16 protein-coding genes are annotated in these 22,849 nt (G+C 41.4%); all 16 read right to left on the reverse strand.

Annotation, left to right across the window (positions count from 1 at the left end):
* Positions 1-23: 23 nt before the first annotated feature.
* On the reverse strand, positions 24-605 hold the full coding sequence (coaE, locus tag AC6JAD_RS17305; protein WP_461305141.1) for a dephospho-CoA kinase: 582 nt from the start codon (positions 603-605) through the stop codon (positions 24-26).
* Position 606: 1 nt separating this feature from the next.
* Positions 607-1,554, reverse strand: a complete 948-nt coding sequence (locus AC6JAD_RS17310) for a CdaR family protein (protein ID WP_461305142.1) — start codon at positions 1,552-1,554, stop codon at positions 607-609.
* A gap of 9 nt (positions 1,555-1,563) precedes the next feature.
* Entirely contained in the window at positions 1,564-2,565 is a 1,002-nt protein-coding gene (locus AC6JAD_RS17315) for a glycosyltransferase family 2 protein (RefSeq protein WP_461305143.1), read from the reverse strand.
* A gap of 73 nt (positions 2,566-2,638) precedes the next feature.
* Positions 2,639-6,319: a T9SS type A sorting domain-containing protein gene (locus AC6JAD_RS17320; RefSeq protein ID WP_461305144.1), complete on the reverse strand. Its 3,681-nt coding sequence runs from the start codon at positions 6,317-6,319 to the stop codon at positions 2,639-2,641.
* 174 nt (positions 6,320-6,493) lie between these two features.
* Positions 6,494-7,309: an enoyl-ACP reductase FabI gene (locus AC6JAD_RS17325; protein ID WP_461305145.1), complete on the reverse strand. Its 816-nt coding sequence runs from the start codon at positions 7,307-7,309 to the stop codon at positions 6,494-6,496.
* 61 nt (positions 7,310-7,370) lie between these two features.
* A complete protein-coding gene (gene recN / locus AC6JAD_RS17330) occupies positions 7,371-9,023 on the reverse strand; it encodes a DNA repair protein RecN (RefSeq protein ID WP_461305146.1) in 1,653 nt (550 codons plus the stop codon).
* Positions 9,024-9,095: 72 nt separating this feature from the next.
* The gene (porD, locus tag AC6JAD_RS17335) at positions 9,096-9,986 is read right to left on the reverse strand and encodes a type IX secretion system protein PorD (protein WP_461305147.1); all 891 of its coding nucleotides are present in this window, start codon (positions 9,984-9,986) and stop codon (positions 9,096-9,098) included.
* Positions 9,979-11,190 carry a bifunctional phosphopantothenoylcysteine decarboxylase/phosphopantothenate--cysteine ligase CoaBC gene (gene coaBC, locus AC6JAD_RS17340; protein ID WP_461305148.1) on the reverse strand — a complete coding sequence of 404 codons (1,212 nt, stop codon included), beginning with the start codon at positions 11,188-11,190 and terminating at the stop codon, positions 9,979-9,981. Before coaBC ends, porD begins: the two co-directional genes overlap by 8 nt.
* Before the next feature lie 3 nt (positions 11,191-11,193).
* Positions 11,194-11,529, reverse strand: coding sequence for a DNA-directed RNA polymerase subunit omega (locus tag AC6JAD_RS17345; RefSeq protein WP_461305149.1), 336 nt, complete (start codon positions 11,527-11,529; stop codon positions 11,194-11,196).
* A gap of 5 nt (positions 11,530-11,534) precedes the next feature.
* Positions 11,535-12,344: an outer membrane protein assembly factor BamD gene (locus AC6JAD_RS17350; RefSeq protein WP_461305150.1), complete on the reverse strand. Its 810-nt coding sequence runs from the start codon at positions 12,342-12,344 to the stop codon at positions 11,535-11,537.
* A 134-nt stretch (positions 12,345-12,478) separates the two neighbouring features.
* Complete coding sequence (dapA, locus tag AC6JAD_RS17355; protein ID WP_461305151.1) at positions 12,479-13,354, reverse strand: 4-hydroxy-tetrahydrodipicolinate synthase; 876 nt, start codon at positions 13,352-13,354, stop codon at positions 12,479-12,481.
* Complete coding sequence (locus tag AC6JAD_RS17360) at positions 13,351-13,845, reverse strand: DUF6913 domain-containing protein (protein ID WP_461305152.1); 495 nt, start codon at positions 13,843-13,845, stop codon at positions 13,351-13,353. Before AC6JAD_RS17360 ends, dapA begins: the two co-directional genes overlap by 4 nt.
* Before the next feature lie 85 nt (positions 13,846-13,930).
* Complete coding sequence (gene ligA / locus AC6JAD_RS17365) at positions 13,931-15,925, reverse strand: NAD-dependent DNA ligase LigA (protein WP_461305153.1); 1,995 nt, start codon at positions 15,923-15,925, stop codon at positions 13,931-13,933.
* Between the two features lie 5 nt (positions 15,926-15,930).
* Positions 15,931-16,461 (reverse strand): hypothetical protein, encoded by a 531-nt coding sequence (locus AC6JAD_RS17370; protein WP_461305154.1) that lies wholly within the window; start codon positions 16,459-16,461, stop codon positions 15,931-15,933.
* Positions 16,462-16,680: 219 nt separating this feature from the next.
* Positions 16,681-19,293 carry a T9SS type A sorting domain-containing protein gene (locus AC6JAD_RS17375; protein ID WP_461305155.1) on the reverse strand — a complete coding sequence of 871 codons (2,613 nt, stop codon included), beginning with the start codon at positions 19,291-19,293 and terminating at the stop codon, positions 16,681-16,683.
* Positions 19,294-19,415: 122 nt separating this feature from the next.
* Entirely contained in the window at positions 19,416-22,745 is a 3,330-nt protein-coding gene (locus AC6JAD_RS17380; RefSeq protein WP_461305156.1) for a T9SS type A sorting domain-containing protein, read from the reverse strand.
* Between the last annotated feature and the right edge of the window lie 104 nt (positions 22,746-22,849).

Raw genomic sequence — 22,849 nt, forward strand, 5'->3', positions numbered from 1 at the left:
CACAAGGTAGCAGGGATCTCTTTTTAGCTGTTTAGCAAGGTGTTATGAATATCTTGCACCTTTGTGCGAGTAGAAGCTAGATCCGTGTTTTCTATATGGAAATTTGCCAAGGGAATCTTTCTTTCATCCTCCCACTGATGGGCCATTCGGCTTTCGATCGCCTCTTGACTTGTTGCGTCTCTTTTCATCACTCTTTTAATTCGCATGTCTTTGGGAGCGGTAACCAATACGATATAATCGCAATCCTTGTATCCACCATTTTCAAAAAGAATGGCCGCCTCCTTAATGCAATAAGGAGTATTTTGCTTTTTAAGCCAACGATTGAAATGTTGCCCAACTTTGGGGTGAATTATGGCATTAACCTGATCTAAGAGTTCTTTGTCATTGAATATTTTTTGGGCTACAAAAGGGCGATTAAGACCTTCTTTGTTATATGACTTTTCCCCGAGCAATGCTATTAATTTTCTCCTGATAACCTTAGATCTATTGGTCAATAGTTTAGCTTCGACATCGGCTATATAGACTGGAACCCCTAAATCGGCAAACATTTGAGCGACAGTGGTCTTACCGCTTCCTATTCCTCCTGTAAGTCCTACAACTATCAATTTATTTGAAGATTAAGTATTCTACCTTTTTTGTAGCAAGATCTATATCATTTAGATCCATAGGGAATGATTCCAATTTGGGCACCAAGACACTTTCTTCCTCATTTCTATTTTTATAATCGCAGAGAATCCTAAAATCATTGGCTGAAACTGAATTAAATTGACTCATGGCTACATTGAACGATACTACAATCTCCGAAGGCAACAGTCTTATTTCTATGTCTGCAGGTGCATTGATCAATTCCACTGGTATAGCAAATTGCTTTTGTGTAAACTCTTCCACTTCTACTTGGAGATCCACTTCATGTGTTCCTAATGATAATTCATTGTCTTCGGGAAGCTTCAATTTAATTTTCTGTTCAATACGATCTGCAATATTATTCAAGTCAAAGGTTTCAGTTTGAATATAGGATATTTGTTGTAGCTTCAATATTGGGCCCATTAGTAACACCGAATCCGGTACAATCTGAATAGCCCCTACATTTCGATATCCTTCTTTATAATTAATTTCTCCTGCCAGCTTTATTGGAACCTTGCTACTTTCCAAACGATCTAAGACGACCCTAAGGGAGTTGGATGAGAGGTTGTTTATTCCCGTTCCATTATCCAATTGGTTGGCTATGAGCTTAACCAAATCAGCGTTTTCTAGGACTATAATTGAGTCTCCCTCTTGAAAATAACGGGAAATATCAACTGCGATTGAAGGTTCTTGGAATTTATAAGAAAGGGCTTGAAAGCCATTGGTGAGTACATCAAAAGACAGCTTGTCCGTACTTTCCGATGCGACTGAAACATTTTCCGGTATATTCTCATAAGAGATATTGGCATAGACCAATGCAGTTGTTTCGGTCGAAAATTTTGCCAATATCCAAAAGATAAGGGCCAGTAATAGGAAAAATAAAAACGACTTCACTTTTGAAGCTCTATATGTTCCTTTGTTATCGGCCATAGATTAAAATTACTTAAAAAATAAATGAGGGAATTGTTTTTCTGGGTCTTTCTTAAGCAAGCCTATTAGAAATGATGATTTCAAAAACGCCAGACCATATCCAAAGAACTGAACGAACAAAGCAATCACAGCAAGAAAACCGATGCCCATATTCTTATTTTGTATCGTGGCGTCCACAAATATGAGTAATACGTAAACCAATAAAGGCAACAGTAGTAGCCAGGAAATAAATAGGGCTCCAATGATAGAGAGTACCGTAAAAAACACAAATAGCGTAGGTAGCCAAAATGTAATTTTAGCTGCATTGGGATGCCATACATTTAGAATGGGGCGAACCATTCCGAACTTCTTTACTTGGGTATGGAATTTACTCCATGAAATCCTTCTTTTGTGAAATACATAAGCATTGGGAACATAGGAGGTCGTAAATCCTGCCTTCAGGATTCTCTGAGAGAGATCTGGGTCTTCCCCTGGATGAATTTTTGCAAAACCATTTGTTTCTTGAAACGCCCTCTGGGATATTCCCATATTAAAGCTTCTTGGTTCGAACTTTGACACACTTTTTTTGCTACCTCGTATGCCTCCAGTAGTAAGAAATGAAGTCATTACATAGTTAATTGCCTTTTGTAAAGGGGTAAAACTGTCATGGGCCGCGTCGGCACCTCCATAACAATCTACATATGTATTCTCTAAAAAAGAATTGACGGTTGCCAAATAGTGAGGTGGAAGCAGGCAATCGGAGTCAAGAATAATAAAGTAATTTCCTTTCGCTTTCTTCATGCCAAAATTTCTCGAATCCCCCGGTCCAGAATTTGGTTTAAAATAATAGGAGATGGTAAGACGGCTAGAAAATTCTTTTACAATATCTTCTGAAGAAAGGGAGGAACCATCTTCCACAATCACAATTTCAAAAGGCTCATTGAAATTCAGTGTAAGAAAACTTTCCAGTAGTTCCCTTATTTCCTGTGGTCGATTATAAACGGGTATAATAAACGAATAGCTCAATTCCATGCTTAGCAAAAATACATAATAAAAAAGCCGCCTCGGTTATCCCGAGGCGGCTTAGTATATAATAAGCTATAATTTATTGCTTAATAATGTGGTATGCACCAATTTCACCGTCAGCATATACTTTCATTAAGTATGTACCTTGAGTTAATTGAGCTACGTTCAATTGACCTCTATTTGCATTTACAGTTTGGTCAATTACTCTCTGTCCAAGCATGTTGTATACTTCTACTCTCTCAATAGATTGAGCAGCAGCAAGATTTACAACATCAACAGCTGGGTTAGGATAGTAAGAGAATCCTTCGATTACAAACTCGCTAGTTCCAAGAGTATCTTCACACTCTTCGAATACGATATCTGTAACACCTCCAGTGTTTACTACGAAACAGTAGTAAGCCTGTCCAGCAGTAATTGGAATTCTAGCTGTAGTGTTCGGGAAACACTGGTTTTCGAACCAGTCTACAAGCACCAACTCATCTTCGTTAGAAGTCTCATCCGGAGCAGTGTAGAAAGTTACTGAAGTTGCTCCAGCAGGAGTAGCAACAGTTCCTCTAATGAATCCATCATTTACAGGAGTAAAGCTATACCATACACCAGCAGCACCTGTAATATCACAGTTGGTTGGAGTTCCACCCTCTGTTGTAGCACCTGGCATAACAACATCTTCATCAGTCCAAGGACAGTCGAATTGGTTCAAGTCGATTGCATCAGCGATGTCATCGTTTGGTGGAGGTACAATAGTACAAGTCATTGATAACTCGAAGTTACCTGTCTGACCACCAAATCCATGAACAAAGATGTAGTATGTAGTATTTCCATCACTTTGGAATTCTACCTCAGATTGGAAATCTGTACAGTTTCCAGAGTCATCGTTACCAGCTACACAAGTAAGTGGCAATGAGCTACAGTCTCCTGTGTACACAGAAATCTTAGTATCGTAGTCTGTATTTGTACTACAAGTAGATACAAGGATATCAGTTACCAATCCACTTGTGTCATCATATACATACCATACACCAGGTGTAGTAGTAGCAGTATCACAATCAGGAGCTGCAGCAGAATCGTCTGTTGCATTGATTGTAGTACCTAATAATGAATCACCACAAGCAATTGGGAATGCACCATCACACTGATCATTCGCTGGAGGATCTACACAAGTAATAGTCATTACAAATGGTCCAACATCACCTACATCAAATCCTTCAACAGCGATGTAGTACGTTGTAGTACCATCGGATAGGAATTCAACCTCAGACTGTAATCCACAAGAATCGTCGTTAGTTGCAATCTCAGTTCCACCACAAGCGTCATAAACAGTTAATCTTGAATCGTATGTAGTTCCTGGGTCACAAAGTGAAACAGTTACCAATTGAGCCGATCCAGTACCAGTGAAAGAATACCACTCATCTTCGGATGCGTTGTTTCCACCTTGGTCAGTATTGTCACTAGTATCACCAGAGATAACGTCATCACAAGCTACTGGGATTGCACCAGCACACTCATCTGGAGTTGGAGCAGTTACTTCGATAAAGCTAATGTCCATTAATAGGTCAGGACCTAATCCACCACCTACTGTACAGTTAGCGAATGTATCCCATGTAGTACACAATGCGAATCCACCACCTGGGTTTTGCCAAAGGGCAGCATCGTCGTTAGTGTCATCAGCACTACTCCAGAACCACTGTCCTGAAACTCCAAATTCCATAACTGGTCTTACACTAACCCAATATTTAATTCCAGGGTTAAGCGCTGTAAGGTTAGTTGGAGATAATGTAAAGGCTCCATCACCATCTGGATCCACATCTGTTCCTAGGAACGATTCTGTGAATACAACAGATCCAGGAAGACCTGCATTGTTTGTATAAACAGTTAATTCAACCGTGTTACTTGGATCTAATGGAATACCATTAGCAGTTGTAGTACCTATTACAGAAATTTCACAAATTGCAGCAGTCTCAGTTCCAGAAATCATGAAATCATCCACAGCCTCAGCATCGAAATCTGGGAAATCTGGGAAGATCTGTGCAGGAACACCGTTACCTGTAGGAGAAACGTTCTCATAATCTGGAATTGTTCCACCACAAGTATCTCCACCACCGCCAGCAGTTACAGCAAAAGAAGCCCATGGCACTTGACTACCACCTTGGAATGCTCCAATAAGCGTACTACTACCAGTAGTTACATCCATTTCTCTCCACTCTCCTTGTCCAGCAGTATTGTTGAAACAGTTTAAGTAAAGGATATCATCGGCTGCGTTGTAAGCCATACCTTGACCAAAGTTGGCATCGAATCCAAGAGGTCCTACCAAAGTAGAAGCACCTGTAGCAACATCAAAAGAGTAGAAGTTATCATCTACGATGTCATAAGTCCAACCTTGACCACTATTATCGATAGCGATATCAATGGAAGCAGGGTTATTCATTGGTCCTACTAAAGTAGCAGAAAGACCACCTATATCTATTGTCCATAAGGACGAAACAGTAATATCAGTTGCACATGCATATAATGTACCTGCTGCATCGAATGCAAATCCTGTCCAGATTTCACCATTCGGGTTAGGAATCAAACCTAAATTAGTATAAGTACCAGTAGCTAGGTCTAAACTAAATAAAGTATCATCTCCCATTACGTAAGCAGTACCAAGGTCATTAGGATCGATTGCTCCTAAACCTTCGAAACCAGTTCCAGAGTTAGCTCCTACGTTAGTGAATACACCTGGATCTGCTCTATCGAATGTTACGAAAGTAGCGTTACTTTGGTCATTCGCATATACAGTTTCTGGATCACCAGAACCACCACAACTTGTACAGTCTCCATATACTTGGATAGGAGCACCTAATTGAGTTCCTGATCCTGTATCATTCCATGGTCCCCATGTTCCACCGATAGATTGCTGAGCATTTCCAGTTGTGTTCTGTCCTAAGATTACTACTGGTGGTTGCCATGGTCCAGAAGCTCCTGTACCTGCCATACTCCAATCTACCCAGTAAGTACCTGCAGCTAGTGAAAGTCCAGGAGTCTCCACAGTAATTCTCTGAATCGCTCTGGCCGTACCTCCTAAATCATCTTCTGCTACACGGTAAGCATCACTCCAAACAGCATTGGTGATAACATTGGTAGCATCGTCACCATAAATAACCGTACTTGCAGGATCACTTGGATCTCCATCCCAAATCTGAACATTGATTTCGTTAATGGAAGCTGGAGAAGTTGGTTCACCTGTTTGGTATCCGAAGAAATCTATCGAAGTAACATCATAATCATCCGCCAAAATAATGTCCTCAGACATTCTGTTACCAGCACCGATTTGCATACCTCCACCAAGAGTATTCATTCCCAAGGTAATAGTTTCAAGAATACTTAAGTCTGGTGGACCAGCTTGTGAAAAGTATGGGCCACTTTCGTAAGCCAATACAGGCATCAGACTATTATCTGAACCTTGATAAGATGCTCCATTATAGCGTCCTGTAGTTACAGTTACTTGTCCAGAAGTTGGAATAGTACCGTCACTTAGTTCCGCTGTAGTAGCATTGGCCACCTGGTTTACTGTAGTTTGGGTAAACTGCAGAGCCGCTGGAGCCTTTCCTAAAGAAACATCTGCCGTAGAACGGTTGGTATGCGTAGTTGTTAACTTAACGACTTTTTTTGTGGCTTTCTTTACAACAGCTGTCGGTGCCTCCGCAACGGGCACTGCAGCATTTTGACTAAAGCCAACTGCGCAAATTAACATCGCAATTAGTAAAGTAAATTTTTTCATAATTTGATATTAAATTAATAGATTAGTTAATAACGTTAAAAATATCCAAAAAAAAGGTAACTACAAAAGAAAAAATAAACTTAAACCTCAACACCGACCAAAAACCGTTTTTAACGACCAAAAACAAAAAAAGCTCGCCAATTGGCGAGCTCAATTCTTAAAACGTTTTGCTATTTATTCTTTCATAAAAGCTTCCATGACCTCATTACTCACTCCAACATTCGAGAAGCCTCCATCATTGTACAGATTTTGCAAGGTAACCCGCTTGGTTAGATCACTAAAAAGTGACACGGTATAGTTGGCACAATCCATTGCGGTAGCATTACCCAATGGGGACATCTTATCGGCATATGCTATGAACCCGTCAAATCCTTTTACACCTTGTCCTGCAGTGGTTGGCGTTGGTGATTGCGAAATAGTATTCACCCTAACTTTTTTGTCCTTACCAAAAAAGTAGCCAAAACTCCTCGCAATAGATTCTAAATACGCTTTGTTGTCTGCCATGTCATTATAGTCCGGAAACACGCGCTGTGCCGCCATATAGGTTAGGGCCACAATACTACCCCATTCATTCATTGCATCCTTTTTATACAACACCTGCATGGTTTTATGAAAAGAAAGCGCAGATACATCCCAACCTTTGTGGGTCCAATCATATTTCTGATCGGTATAGTGTTTTCCCTTACGAACATTTACAGACATTCCTATAGAATGCAATACAAAATCAAGCTTCCCTCCTAAAATTTCCATCGCCTGTTCCACCAAATTTTCAAGATCCTGCACATTGGTTGCATCTGCCGGGATAATCTGGGAGTTAGTCTTTTCTGCCAATTGGTTTATTTGACCCATCCGCATAGCAATAGGTGCGTTGGTAAGCACAATGGCACCTCCTTCTTCATGCACACGTTCAGCCGTTTTCCAAGCAATGGAGTTTTCATCCAATGCCCCAAAAATAATTCCTCGTTTTCCTTTTAGTAAGTTGTATGACATAGTTCCTGTATGGTTAATTTCTTCTATCTAAAAAATTTATTGGTCGAAGTGCAAAGATACATTAATTCAACAATTGCTTGGCGTGCGCTATTGCCGAATCACTAAGGGTACTACCCCCTATCATTTGAGCTATTTCTATGATACGATCATCGGTTGAAAGATCCTTGATATGCGTGGTGGTAATCCCACCATCATCCGTTTTGAAAACGCGCTTGTGGTAGTCACCTTTAGCAGCAATTTGCGGAAGGTGAGTGATACTCAACACCTGCATTGTCTTACTCATAACCCCCATAATTTCGGCCATTCGATTTGCGATTTCACCCGAAACCCCTGTATCTATTTCATCAAAAATTAATGTGGGAAGATCCTTATATTCGGTTAAGACAGCTTTTATAGCCAACATAATCCTGCTCATTTCACCCCCGGAAGCTACTTTGTTCAATGGCCCTAAAGCACTTCCCTTATTTGCGGTAAAAAGCAACTCCAGTCGTGCATTACCATCTACCCTAAAGTCATTCTGTTCCTCTAATACAAATTGAAACTGCGCATTGGGCAAGCCTAATCCTGCCAAAAACGCCTCCAATTTATTCTTCAATACAGGAATCGCATCCCTCCTGCGCTTATTAAGCTCCTGGGCAACGACCAAGCTGGTATTCTTCGATTCATCTACCTTGGTTTCAAGGGCTTCAATCTTATCATCTATTTGCGATGACACCTCTACCTTTATTGCTAGTTGTTCTTGAATTTCCAACAATTCGCCAACCTCCGAAACCCCGTGCTTTTGTTGCAAACGGAAAAGTGTTTGCATTTTGTCCTGAACTTCCAACAACAGTTGCGGGTTCACTTCCAAAGATTCGGCAGACCGGTGTACTTCGTCTTCCACATCTTCCAATTCAATGATGGTACTGTTTACCCGATCCCATAAATTATTGTAATCCGTCGAAAAGTCTTTAATCCTTGCTAATTCACCAAGGGCAGTGCGCAATGCGGTAATACCTCCTGTCATTTCATTGGACAGGGCCTGTGAAACTTGTGCTAAGGCCTCTTGAATTCCTTCAGCATTATATAACTTTTCATAGGTTTCCTCCAAGTCCTCTTGTTGAATAGAAGCTAGATTGGCTTCTACCAATTCATTGTACAGAAAATTATGATAGTCTAAGTCTTTAAGGGCTTGCTCCCGCTCTTCTTGAAGTTGGGAAAGCTGCCGTAAAGAATGGCGATACTCCTGAAGATTACTTCGATACGATTTGAGTAACTCCAAATTGCCAGACAGTGCATCTACCACTTCCATTTGGTAGGCCTCTGTTGCCAATGTTCGCGTTTCGTGTTGGCTGTGTATATCTATAAGCCGTTCCCCCAATACTTGCATTTGTTGCAGTGTAACCGGCGTATCGTTTACGAAGGCACGGGATTTTCCACTGGGTAGAATTTCACGTCTAACAATGGTCTCGTCTTCATAATCGAGGTCATGATCCATGAATAAGGATTTCAAATCATAATTACCAATAGAAAACTGCGCTTCAATAATGCACTTACTGCCCATGTCGCGCATTACTTTCAAATCGGCCCTATTACCCAACACCAGTCCCAATGCACCCAATAAAATAGATTTACCAGCACCTGTCTCACCTGTAATGATGGTAAGCCCTTTATTGAAGTCCACCTTAATGTCTTCAATTAATGCATAGTTTTTTATGGAAAGTGACCTGATCAAATCGTAACAAAAGTTTATAAAAAAACTCCCTCTAAAGTAAGGGAGTTTTGGGATTCCTGCAACAAAGGAATTCTATATTTTTATCTGGCTCCAATTACTTCTTCTGGTGGGTGCGATTCGCTTTAGGTTTTCCATGAAAGCATTCACATCTACACTTGGCCCACCACTAAAAACAGCCTCTATCTCATCTGCTTTTGCATCGAAAAAAGTTCTTAGAAGATAGGAGTTTGGCCTACGATCATTCACGTTTTTAAGATTCGCAACCGCTTCAATGATTTTAAGTTTGGCCTCACGCTGATTCGACTCCATCAAATCCAATCCCAATCGATGGTAGTTATACATAGCATCGTGGAATTCTTGATACACGTTTGAAATGATCGCGTCATTATACCTAAATCTTGATTGCGTTCCATCTGTAGCTTTCCAACCCACGAAATTACTAGACGCGGCTGTATTCACTATCTGCTTGGCAATATCAAAATACTGTGCACCTCCATTCAATTCGAATGTATCTGCATCCAATCCTATTACCGTATACACATGGTACGCCAGCACTGAAACCAAATTAGAGTCGAAGGTATTTATATTGAACACCAATGGTTGGAATTCGTTATAGTCGAAACTAAACTGTCTATCGTTGTAATTGTAAATAGGGGTATCATAAATAGATCCATATACAGGTCTCGAAGCCTGTATCTGCAACTGACCCTCGAAGGCGGTAGATTCGAAACTTGTAATGATCAGTGTGAAGTTACAATCAATACGTTCTTGGTTCTTATACTCATCATTGGTCCAACTCGTATTGTTCAAAAATTCCGTTAATTGTTGTTCCAACGTTCGGAATACCTGAAAATTCGGCTGTCCGGTCTGCTGTGCATCTATGGTTACTGTGGCATTTAATTCTTGTGCATTTGCAGTGCCGCAAGCCACCAATACTATTAGTAAAAATAAAATTCTACGCATCTATATGATCTATAATGTGTTGTAATATATCTAAAGCTACTTCTTTCTTATCCTTAACTTGAAAAGGGATCACTTTATTGTCACGGGTAATAAAAGTAACTTTATTGGTATCGGTTCCAAAACCGGCACCTTTGTCTTTTAGCGAATTTAATACAATTAAGTCTAAATTCTTTTTTTCCAGTTTCGTTTTTGCATTGTCCAACTCATTTTGTGTCTCCAAAGCAAATCCGACCAAGTACTGTTTATCCTTTATCTTGCCAAGTGAAGCTAAAATATCCTGTGTCTTCTCTAGGGCAATAGTCATCTCACCTTCCTTCTTCTTTATCTTCTCCGAAGCAACTTCTTTAGGCCTATAGTCGGCCACCGCCGCACTGAGTATAGCCACATCGCACTTTGGGTAATGCTCATGAACCGCATTGTACATTTCTTGTGCCGAGGTAACGGGTACAAGCAAAATGTTAGCAACATCCATTTTTAAATTCGTCGGACCGGAAACCAGCACAACCTCAGCTCCCAAACCAGATGCCTTTTCGGCAATGGCATATCCCATTTTGCCACTGGAATGGTTCCCAATAAAACGAACTGGGTCTATAGCTTCATACGTTGGCCCAGCTGTGATCACTATCTTTTTTCCGTGCAACGGAAGTTGAGCCATTATGTCCTTTTCTAAAAAGGATACAATATGTTCGGGTTCCGCCATTCGGCCCTTACCCACCAAACCACTGGCCAATTCGCCATGTTCTGCTGGTATAATTACGTTTCCGAAGGATTCCAATGTACTCAGGGTATCTAATGTGCTTGGGTGTTTGTACATATCTAAATCCATTGCAGGGGCCACATAGACGGGACATTTTGCAGATAGATAGGTTGCCACCAAAAGATTATCGCTTTGCCCTTGTGCCATTTTGGATAATGTATTGGCCGTTGCCGGAGCGATGACAAAAAAATCTGCCCAAAGTCCTAACTCTACATGGTTATTCCATTGGGCATTATCATCATCTTCATTCGTAAATGAAGAAAAAACTTCGTTTTTTGAAAGTGTGGAAAGCGTTAAAGGTGTGACGAACTCTTTTGCCGAAGGTGTCATCACCACTTTTACCTCTGCTCCCTTCTTAATGAGAAGTCGAACCAAAAAAGCACTCTTATAAGCGGCTATACCGGCAGTTACGCCCAGTAATACTTTCTTTCCGCTTAAAACAGACATATACTATCCTTCTAGTTCTTCGTCCTGCGTATTACGATAGTAAATTTTGTTCTCTAGCCATTCCTGTACAGCAAGTGCGTGGGGTTTTGGCAATTTTTCGTAAAACTTGGAAACCTCGATTTGTTCCTTATTTTCGAAAATCTCTTCCAAGCTATCGTTATAGGTAGCAAATTCATCTAGCTTCTCCAATAGCTCCTTTTTAATGTCACTATTGATTTGGCCTGCTCTTTTTGAAATAATAGAGATAGCCTCGTAAATGTTATTGGTAGGCTCATCTACCAAATTCTTATCAATAGTTGTTGTATTGATAGGTGCATCGCTGTTTTTAATATCGCTCATAGTCCTTAATTAATTGCTGTTTCTCCGGTGTCCGGTTGTAATCTTTTATCAATATCCTCAAGTAATTCGTCTGCCTTACTTCGGAAATCGGATTCACCATAGTATTTTATAAAACTTTCGTGATGTTTCTTAGCTGCCAAAAGTCGTTGTTCCACTTTAGAAGGAACACTATTAATGGCAAGCATGTAAGCGGCTTCCATTCGCTCATAAAAAGCATTCGGCCTATATATGGAACCAGGATGGTCGCTTATGAAATTGTTGTAGGCTTCTATCGAAGCTTTAAAGTCTGAAATACGGAGGTATTGCCTAGCCACTTCATAATCCTTCTTCTCTAACTTCCTTCGCAATTCGAATACCAATGAATTCGCCTCTTCTTTATATTCCGAATTAGGAAATTGATCGATAAACCCTTGCAGTTTCTCCATGGCCTTTTGCGTATCTGTCTGATCCAAAGAAAACTTAGGCGACAACTCATAATAACTCCTAGCGGATCGATAAGCTGCCACTTCTAAACTGTCACTTTTAGGATAAGAGGTTACAAATCGCTCAAACTGATATCCAGAAAGATAATAGTCTTCCAATTGATAAAACGTATTCGCATATCGATACATTAAAGGCTCTGCCTGAGGCTTCCCCCTGTAGACCGGTACAATCTGCTCCATCAAACGAAGGGACTTCTTGTATTTCTGTTGTTTGTATAATGAATCTGCCGCTGCATATTTCTTGGCAGCATCATCCGACTTTAAGAGCTTCTGGTATTCGCTGCAAGAGCTAAGCGCCAAAGCCATCATGAGCAGTAACAGACTTGATTTCATGGTTTTAAAAAACATCGTGCAAAAGTAGTGAATTATAAGGGATTACAAAAACTTATTTCTGACACTAAAATAGTGGAACAGTAAGTGAATCCTATGGGTTATTTTTAAATTTAACGTAGAATTAGGCTTTTCAATTACAAATCATCCACAAAAGAGTCAATCTTAGATCGCAATGCCTCACTAATTCCCACTAACGGAAGTCTTACATAGTCTTCGCAAATTCCCAATTTCTTGAAAACTGCCTTAATTCCAGCAGGGTTTCCTTCTGAAAAAATATAGTCTATGCATGGAGCTATCTTATAATGCAGCTGGTAGGCCTTATCCACTTCACGATTCAACCCAAAACGGATCATCCCCGAAAAGTCCTCTGGAAACCCCTGTCCAATTACTGAAATAACACCAGCACCTCCCGCTAAAGTCATGGGCAAAGCCAATATATCATCGCCGCTTATGACCAAGAAATCATCTGGTGTACTGTCAATCATTTGCATGGCCTGTACAATATCATTGGCAGCCTCCTTAATGGCCACAATATTGCTGAAATCCATCGCCAATCTCAAAACCGTTTCGGGCAACATATTACTTGCCGTTCTTCCTGGCACATTGTAAAGTACAATAGGCATAGGACAAGCTTGAGCTATGGCCTTAAAATGTTGGTAAATACCTTCTTGAGTAGGTTTGTTATAGGCGGGCGACACTGAGAGAATCGCGGTAAAATCTGAAAGGTCCCTTTCAGAAATTTCATCTAAAATGGCTTGTGTATTGTTTCCCCCTATACCCAATACCATAGGCAATTGACCTCCATTGGCTTTCTTTACGGTAGCAATAACCAAATCCTTCTCACTTTTGGTCAAGGTCACACTTTCACCAGTAGTACCAAGGATCACCAAGTAATCGATTCCATTGGCTATCTGATGGGCTACCACACGTTCCAAAGCTGGCACATCTACGGACCCTTGCTCCGTAAAAGGAGTTACCAGGGCCACACCTGTCCCGATTAATTCTCTCATGCTATTTTATTCAATATGGTTAAATACTTTATCAATTCTTTCTTAAATAGGTCGGTTTCCTCTGGTTTTACCGAAATGATCAAATCGAACAATCGGTCATCCGAATTCGCAAACCCTACTTTAAACTTTGCATTGCTCTGGGAGATCATCATATCCAGAAACTCGTTCTTCCCTTTATAATAGCCCACCAACACATCGAAGCTCGTATCCAGGAATTCCTGTGCGTTTTGATTGTGCATCTCCCCTTTCCAATTAAAATCCTTGCATTGCACCTGATTTTGGCGAAGGGATGATGGCAGTTTCTTCCTTACTTCAATGAATGAAAAGACTTTTACATCTTTTGGCACCATTCCCAAATCCTTCGAAAAATCATAGAGCTTATCAAAATCCGGAAGGAGCATTTCGTCTACCAAAAAACCAAGGGTCTTTGCAGGGGCATTCACATGGGAAACATCCCGCAATACCAATTGTCTTTCGATCAATTTACGCAACGACCGTCGTTTCAATTTTTCAAACATTATTGTAGTAAGCTAGCTCCACAAAAATACGTTATCTCCAGTTAAATCCGTTAGCATTTTAAGCAATCATTCCTAAAAAATCATCCTCGGATATAATAGGAACGCCAAGACTTTCTGCCTTAGTACGTTTGCTCGGTCCCATATTGTCACCAGCCACCACAAAACTCGTTTTCCCAGAGATGGAACCGGATACTTTCCCCCCATTATCCTCGATCAGCTTTTTGAGTTCATTACGTGACACTTTCGCAAACACACCCGAAACCACAAAGGTTTTCCCCTGCAACGTATCTGTTTGATTGGCCATTTCCTCCTCTGAGATCTGTAACTGTACCCCATAACCTTTTAAACGATCTACGATGGTAACATTTTCTTCATCATTGAAAAAAGAAACTACACTTTCAGCAATACGGTCGCCAATTTCATCGACCGCAACAAGGTCTTCTTCGGTAGCCTCCATTAAAGCATCAATACTTTTATAATGACGTGCCAACTTCTTGGCTACCGTTTCCCCAACATAACGAATTCCCAAAGCGAAGAGTACCCTTTCGAATGGAATTTGTTTCGAGGCTTCAATTCCCTGCACCAAGTTTTCGGCACTTTTTTCGGCCATGCGCTCCAAAGGAATTACCTGCGCTACAGTTAATTCATACAGATCGGCATAATTCTCAATTAATTGGTTCTCTACCAAAAGCACTACGGTTTCACCTCCTAGACCTTCTATATCCATAGCCTTTCGTGAAATGTAATGCTGAATTCTACCAGCGATTTGGGGAGGACATCCCGATGCATTAGGACAGTAATGTTGTGCTTCCCCTTCATTACGGACAAGTTGGGTGTGGCATTCGGGACATGAAGAAATATATTGGGTCTCAGTAGTATTCTCCTTCCTTTTTGAAAGGTCCACCCCCATGATTTTTGGAATGATTTCCCCTCCCTTTTCCACAAAAACAGTATCTCCTTCCCTTACATCCAATTTGGCAATTTGATCGGCATTGTGAAGGGAAGCCCTTTTTACAATGGTACCTGCCAACTCCACAGGCTCAAGATTGGCCACCGGAGTGATAGCACCGGTTCTTCCCACCTGATAGGTAATTCCATTGAGCACCGTACTGGCTTGTTCGGCCTTAAATTTATAGGCCATAGCCCATCTGGGTGCCTTGGAGGTATGCCCAAGCTCCTCCTGCTGCTGAAGGTTATTCACTTTAATTACTACACCATCTGTCTCGTATGGCAAATCATGACGATGTACATCCCAGTAATTGATGTATTCCAATACGTCTTCAATACTTTGTGCCAGTCGTGCTTCATTTGGCACCTTGAACCCCCAGGCACGGGCCTTTTCAAGGTTCTCGAACTGGGTGCTGATTCCCAAGCGTTCTCCTTTAATACTATATAACAGACATTCCAGCGGACGCTTGGCCACTTCGCCACTATCCTGAAGTTTCAAACTCCCTGAGGCCGTGTTACGCGGATTGCGATAGGGTTCTTCTCCAGCAGCTACACGTTCCTCGTTCATTTTATTGAAACCCTTAAATGGCAATACGATTTCCCCCCTTATTTCAAATAAAGGTGGATAGTCGCCCTTCAGCTGCAAGGGAACCGATTTGATGGTTTTTACATTGGTGGTCACATTATCGCCCTGAAACCCATCGCCCCTTGTAACGGCCCTGACCAATTTCCCATTTTCATAGGTTAGGCTCATAGAGGCTCCGTCATATTTCAATTCACAAGTGTATTGAATATCGCCATCTACCAATTTTTTGATTCGTTTTTCCCAATCTTCAAGATCTTCTTTTGAATAACTGTTGTCCAAGGAATACATACGATAGGTGTGCGGAACGGTTTCAAAGTTTTTGGTTACTTCGCCTCCTACTCGAAGTGTAGGGGAATTTGGATCATAGAATTCTGGATGCTTTGCTTCCAGCTCCTGAAGTTCCTTCAACTTCATATCGAACTCGTAGTCGGATATGGTAGGATTATCAAGCACATAGTAATTGTAATTGTGCTCACGGAGTTCATCGCGGAGGCTATTTAGTTTTTGCTCTGGGTTCATTTTTGCTAATCTACTTGATGAATATAAACATACTTCTTGCCGTTCCAATAAATTAGGCCCACGGTTCCATAATCATTGTTCTCTAATGATATTGCCGTATTATGCAAAAGGACCTTCCTATCGCCCAAAATATCACCTGTTTCTTTGTCTATCAATGTTTCTCGGGTTTCTCCTTTCTGAAAAACAGAAATTCCATTAAGCCAACTCAAATCGAAATTATCTATATCCATGGTATCGCCTCCTCCAAATTTATAATGACTCCCATCATAATTTAAAACCAACAGATATCCCTTTTTGTCCATTACGTTTCTCGTAAATACGGCATAATCTTTCAATCCATCACCTGTGAAATCCGAAAAAACATAGTTCGGAGAAATTTGCTTTGAAGGCAAGTAGTTTACATTAGGGTAGATTTTTCTCATTCTGATTTTAAGATCTTCCCATTCCAAGGTATCATTTATTTGAGTAGAAAGAACACTTGTAGCGACGATAGATTCAGAACTTAAAGCCTTATCATAAACAATACTATCAGTCATTTTAGCATCAGATTTCTCGAAAACAGTATCGATTTGCCTTTCGTTCTTACATGAAAAACAAAGACCAATAACAAATAGTATCAGGCACTTTTCAAACATTGAAACAAAGCTAAAAAATAAACATCTTAATGAGAAGCTATGTAATTTGAATAATCAACCTCTTATAAACAAAAAGAAGCCACCCGAAGGTGGCTCTAAAATATTCCTGATTTCAGGATTTTATTGTTTCACAAAGCGCTTGGTTACAGCTAACTTGCCCGTAACAAAACGAACAAAATACGTTCCAGTCGCAAACTGGGACACGTCTATAACCATGCTGTCCATTCCTCCATCTAAAGTTTGGATCAGTCTTCCGGTTGGAGAGAAGATCATTACCTCATCAAATTGCCCATCCAATATTTCAATATTTAAGGAAGTTTGCGCAGGATTTGGATATAGCTTAATACTATTTTTTGTAGCCAATCTTTGTGCTTCCTCCGCTTCAGGGGCTCTAGAGGCATCTTGTGAGGCCGTCGATGTTAGCGCATTGTCTCCCGATATGATCACTTGATCGAACCAAATCTGATCGTTGTTTGCACTCGCATCGCATCGAATTCTAAAACGGTTGTTTGCATTAAAGTTGTACGTTCCAGAATCTAGAACAATAGTATCTGTAAAAAATGTTCCATTGCTAAAATCCGGACCACTCGCATAATTCCCAATTACTTCGTAAGAGGAACCATTAAAGAATTCTACAAAGAAATCCTCCCCGTTCTCCATACTATTGGCATACGTATGGAACTCAATGGATACTTGCGTATTTCCTGAGAGATCCAAAGTAGGAGAAACGGCATTCGACGTGGAAGAATCGTCGCGTAGACGAATGGAATAGGTGCCTTCGAAAGAATTGGCAGAGGCCTGTCTTGCACAATCATTTCCTCCATCTATCCAACCATCTAGACCGGTTTCAAAATAGTACGCGGCAATTTCACCACTGCTTCCGCCACCTTCTAAGGTAGTAAAAGAGGTACTTGCATTTCCGGAGGTGTTTCCAGCTGCATCCTGTGCATTAACGGAGGCCGAATAATTCGTTAACGGAGACAATCCCGTTACATTAAATGAAGTGGTGGTTGATGTCCCTACCTGATTTCCATCAATAAATACATTGTACTGAGTCACTCCTACATTATCTGTCGAAGCCGTCCAATTTAGGGTAGCTCCTGACGATGTAATGGCACTTGCTGTTAAATTCGTTGGATCGGTCGGAGCTTCAGTATCTGGGGGCCCTACTTGAATTTGGAACGCTCCTACAACACCTTTACGTCCATTGTTCATATACTCATTAATAAACCAAAAAGTAGCATCGTCGGAAGGATCTACATCAATTTTACTATAATCCCCATAGCGCGTTCCGGGGATCTTGGCATCACCGGCCGCAATAACCTCTTCCATGGCCGTCATAGTTCCAAGTGGATCTCCACTCCCCCTTCCAGTGAAATAAGAACCTACATAAACCGTAGAAGACGTAGTAGGTCCTGACATGGAAGTATACCCCATCCCTATATTTCCTTGACCGTCCATGGCTAAACTTGCATTCCAGGCATGTCTTCCATCAGGTGCAGTATAGGTTCCTTCCTGATACAATGACCATGGTTGATTGTCGCCACTTTGACGAAATTCGTACCAACGAACTCCTGCCCTTTCTCCTGAACTTGCATCGGTATCGACAACGAAGTTAAATAATGCGGAGTTATGGGTTCCAAATTTTCTGAACTGAGCCTGATTCATGATAGTGGCCTGGAGCGCATCTATTCTTATTGGCCTTCCGTTTCCTGGTTGCGTTAAATTGGAAAAACTTCCATTATCAAACACACCTATAAATGGGGTCGTAGGAAATTCTGTGGCTGCCGAAACGGTAGAACTACCTGCGTTACTCCAGTTAACATCAATGGTCCATAATTTAATATGGTCATTAGACACTCCGTTCCATGCATCGTCTTGCATGTATACTATGGTTGCTCCACCAGCTGCTGGCAGGTTATTATCGGTAACATTTAATGCTTGAGGACTATAAAAACCACTGGTTCTTATTCCGGGAAGGTCGAACCCAACAATTTGTGCAGATGGGTCTCCATTTAACATGGCAGCTCTCTCCAGTGCCCAAACACGATTGGATGATGATGTATTGTCCGTCATATAATATCCATCACTCCATATGGAAAGCTTCTGGTAGTCGCTGATAGATGCAATATTATAAACATACCATCCAGCGGTTACCGGATTAGGACCATCAGAAACTGCGATTTGAGCCCCATTGCCTAGAAAAGTCAATACCCATCGATCTGCGGCATTGTCATAAGAAGCCGTAAGATCACAACATCCACCAGTGGGAAAAATTGCAGGGTTTGGAGCTGTTTGCCCTACCAATTGGTTACCCGATTTATCGTAAATAGCGAACCCAGTGTTGAATACCACCATTACATGATTAGGACCTACGGCCAAGGCCGGATCGGTAGGCTGTGAATTGGATGAATAACCATCGAACACAACACTAGGTGGTGCCATACGAACACTTTGTTCCATTTCGTGACGATTTCTTACGAAATAGTCATCCTCGGTTTGAGGATCACTGGTCCTTGAAAGCTCATTGGCTATAGAACGCTTGTCTTTCGCTTCTTTAAACGAATTGTCTGATGGAACCCAATCCCCCGGTCTGGAGGCTAGAGAGGTTACATATTCCATGGAGGTTACGGTTCCTGTATAAACCGCTTTTTGTTTTTTGTTCTCCTGTCCACTTACAGGAATAGAGAACACCGCCACTAGTAAAACCAGTAGTAGTTTTCTTGAAATCATAGTTGAATAGTTTAGTGTGATTAATAGATTGAAAATTTACAAAATACTTTTAACATAAAATCAACAAAGACCTATCCCCTTAAGGGACAGATCTTTGATAATTAAATTGAAAATCATTTGGGTTACTCCTTGATAAAACGCTTGGTGACCGCTTTACCGTTGGAAACAAATCGAACAAAATACATTCCCGAAGCATACTGGGACACATCTACCGTAAATCGGGAGAGGCTCGAATCAGCTTCATGAACAATCTGTCCAGTAGATGAGAAGATTACAATCTCATCGAACGTTCCATCCAAAATCTCAACATTCAATCGGGACTGGGCCGGATTTGGATATAACTTGATATTCTCTACAGTAACGCTTGTAAACGTTTTCAGAGCTTGACCATGATCTATCAAGGTAGGTGTTGACTGCTGCAGCGGTGCTACATTATCTCCACTAACGATTACCTGGTCAAAATATACTCGGTCACCATTTCCACTGGCATCACAACGGAATCGGAATCTATTATTTGAATTAAAATTATAGGTTCCAGAATCCAATGTAATGGTATCGGTAAAGAATACATTATTGGTAAAGTCTGTACCACTGGCATAATTACCAATAACCTGATAAGAAGTTCCGTTGAAGAATTCTACAAAGAAATCTTCTCCATTTTCCATACTATTTGGGAACACATGGAACTCGAAAGTCACTTGGGTATTACCTGTTAAATCCAGCACTGGTGAAACCGTGTTAGACGTGTTTGTATTATCGCGCAAACGGATAGAATAATCTCCTTCAAAAGCACGGGAAGAATTAAAAATACGTGAACAGTCACTTCCTGGATCACTCCAGCCTTCAAATCCGGTTTCGAAGAAGTAACCTGCAATCTGTCCGGGGCCTCCGCCACCTCCGGTAGTAGTCACATTTTCTGTATTACTAAACCCAGAGTTATTACCTGCAGCATCAAAAGCCCTAACGGTGAATGAGTAAGAAGTCGAAGCAGTTAATCCTGTAACGGTAGCCGCAGTTCCTGTAACGGTACCTAGGCTAATTCCTCCTTCAAAAACTTCATATCCCGTAACCCCAACATTATCGGTAGAGGCGTTCCAAGATAGGTCTACCGTGGTGTCCGTAATATTGGACGAAGTTAGGTTTGTCGGTGCCGTGGGTGCTTGCGTATCGCCGCCGCCGCCAGTTTCCAAATTAATGGTATAGTCTTCTACCTCACCCCAAGTGAAGGTCTCACAAGACGTTGGTATGCCATTATATTTCATGGAAACGCGCATTCTAACCGACGCCAAAGAGGTTCCATTGGGCACAGTAAAGGAACCACTATTAGGCGTATCGGTAGAAGGTGCTTTTGAAAACACCTGTTCTCCTGCGTCGTCAAAATCTCCATTATTGTTGTAATCAATCCAAACCGCATATCCTTCGGAATAAATGGTACCCGTCCATGTTGGGGTAATGGTTATGGTATATCCCTGTCCTTCGGATAGATTTGTCGAAATACCCGAGAAATCCGAATAGAATTGTGCTCCCGAAGAATTATCGATCGTGTTCAATTGTACGCGACTAATAAACTCATCATTCACATTTGTACTCGCTGAGGCACAATAGGTTACTCCACCAGCTTGCGTGGTGAATGAGGTCGTGGCACTGCCGGAAACATTTCCAGCGGCATCCTGAGCCGTAACAGATGCGGAATAGGTCGTGTTAGGAGACAAGCCCGTTACATTAAACGAAGTAGTGCTTGAAGTACCCACTTGGGTTCCATCTATAGAAATATTGTACTGTGTCACACCCACATTATCTGTCGAGGCATTCCAATTAAGCGTAGCTGCGGTAGAAGTTATGTTTGAAGCAGTTAGATTTGTTGGATCTGTAGGCGCTTCGTTATCTGGTGGGCCCGCTTGAATTTGAAATACACCCACTACACCCCTTCGGCTACTATTGATATATTCGTTAATGAACCAGAAGGTAGAATCATCGTTAGGATCCACATCTATCTTACTGTAATCTCCGTAACGAAGACCTGTAAAGTTAGAAGTACCATTGGCAATCACTTCTTCGGCAGCCGTCATTACCCCTAACGGATCTCCACTTGACCTTCCCGTAAAATAAGAGCTCACACGAACGGTCGATGGTGTTGAAGGACCTGACATGGATGTATAACCCATACCAATATTTCCTTGTCCATCCATTGCCAAACTCGCATTCCAAGCGTGACGGCCATCTGGAGCCGTATAAGTTCCTTCCTGGTATAAGGTCCATGGTTGGTTATCGGCGGTCTGTCGAAACTCCACCCAGCGTACTCCGGCCAGTTCTCCGCCAGAAGCATCCGTATCTACCACAAAGTTGAATACGGCCGAATTATGAGTGCCAAACTTCCTGAACTGCGCCTGGTTCATGATGGTTGCCTGAAGGGCGTCAATCGCGATTCCACCACCCGGTTGGGTTAAATTGGAAAAACTTCCATTATCGAACACACCAATGAAAGGAGTCACAGGGATTTCGGTGGCAGCCGAAACACTGGAATTGGAAGCATTGTTCCAATCAACATCAATAGTCCAATATTTTATGTGGTCGTTGGAAACGCCGGCCCATGCATCATCTTGCATATACACTACCGTAGCACCTCCGGCAGCCGGCAGGTTATTATTGGTAACGTTAAGTACCTGTGGACTAAAGAAGCCACTGGTCACTATTCCGGGAAGATTGAAGCCCAAAATCTGTGCTCCAGGATCTCCCGTAAGCATGGCATCCCTTTCGAGTGCCCATACCTTGTTATTGCTTCCGGTATTGTCCGTAATATAATATCCATCGCTCCAAACGGATAGTTTCTGATAATCACTTATGGAAGATATTGTATAAACATACCATCCAGCAGTTAATGGATTTGGGCCATCGGATACCGCAATTTGAGCACCACTCCCTAGAAAGGATAGCACCCAGCGATCTGCCGCATTATCATAAGATGCAGTCAGGTCGCAACATCCACCCGAAGGAAAGATAGCTGGATTGGGAGCCGTTTGCCCTTGTAATTGGTTTCCCGATTTGTCATAAATGGCAAATCCAGTGTTAAATACAACCATTACATGGTTAGGGCCCACTGCCAAAGATGGATCGGTTGGTTGCGATCCCGAGGCATAAGCATCGAACACCAAGCTAGGAGGAGCCATGCGAACGCTCTGTTCCTTGTCGTGTCGATTTCTCACAAAGTAGTCGTCTTCAATTTGGGGGTCTTGTCCTTCCACAATTTGAGGTACCCTTGAACGCTTGTCCTTGGCCTCTTTTACTGAATTGTCTGAAGGGACTAAATCATCTGGACGGGACGTCATAGGCGAGACATACTCCACCGATGAAACAATTCCCTGATAATTTGCTTTTGTACGGACATTGTCCTGTGCATGAACGGATGCACCAAATCCGATAAAAAGTGCAATTAGAAGTACGATTTTTTTCATAATAATTGGTGATTATATTTGTAAATTAATGCTATTGAAGCTACAAATTAAATCGAGAAAATGAAGAAAATCGAAAACGTTTTCGATGAATGACAGTACAAAAT

Source organism: Aureisphaera sp., assembly GCF_059726885.1.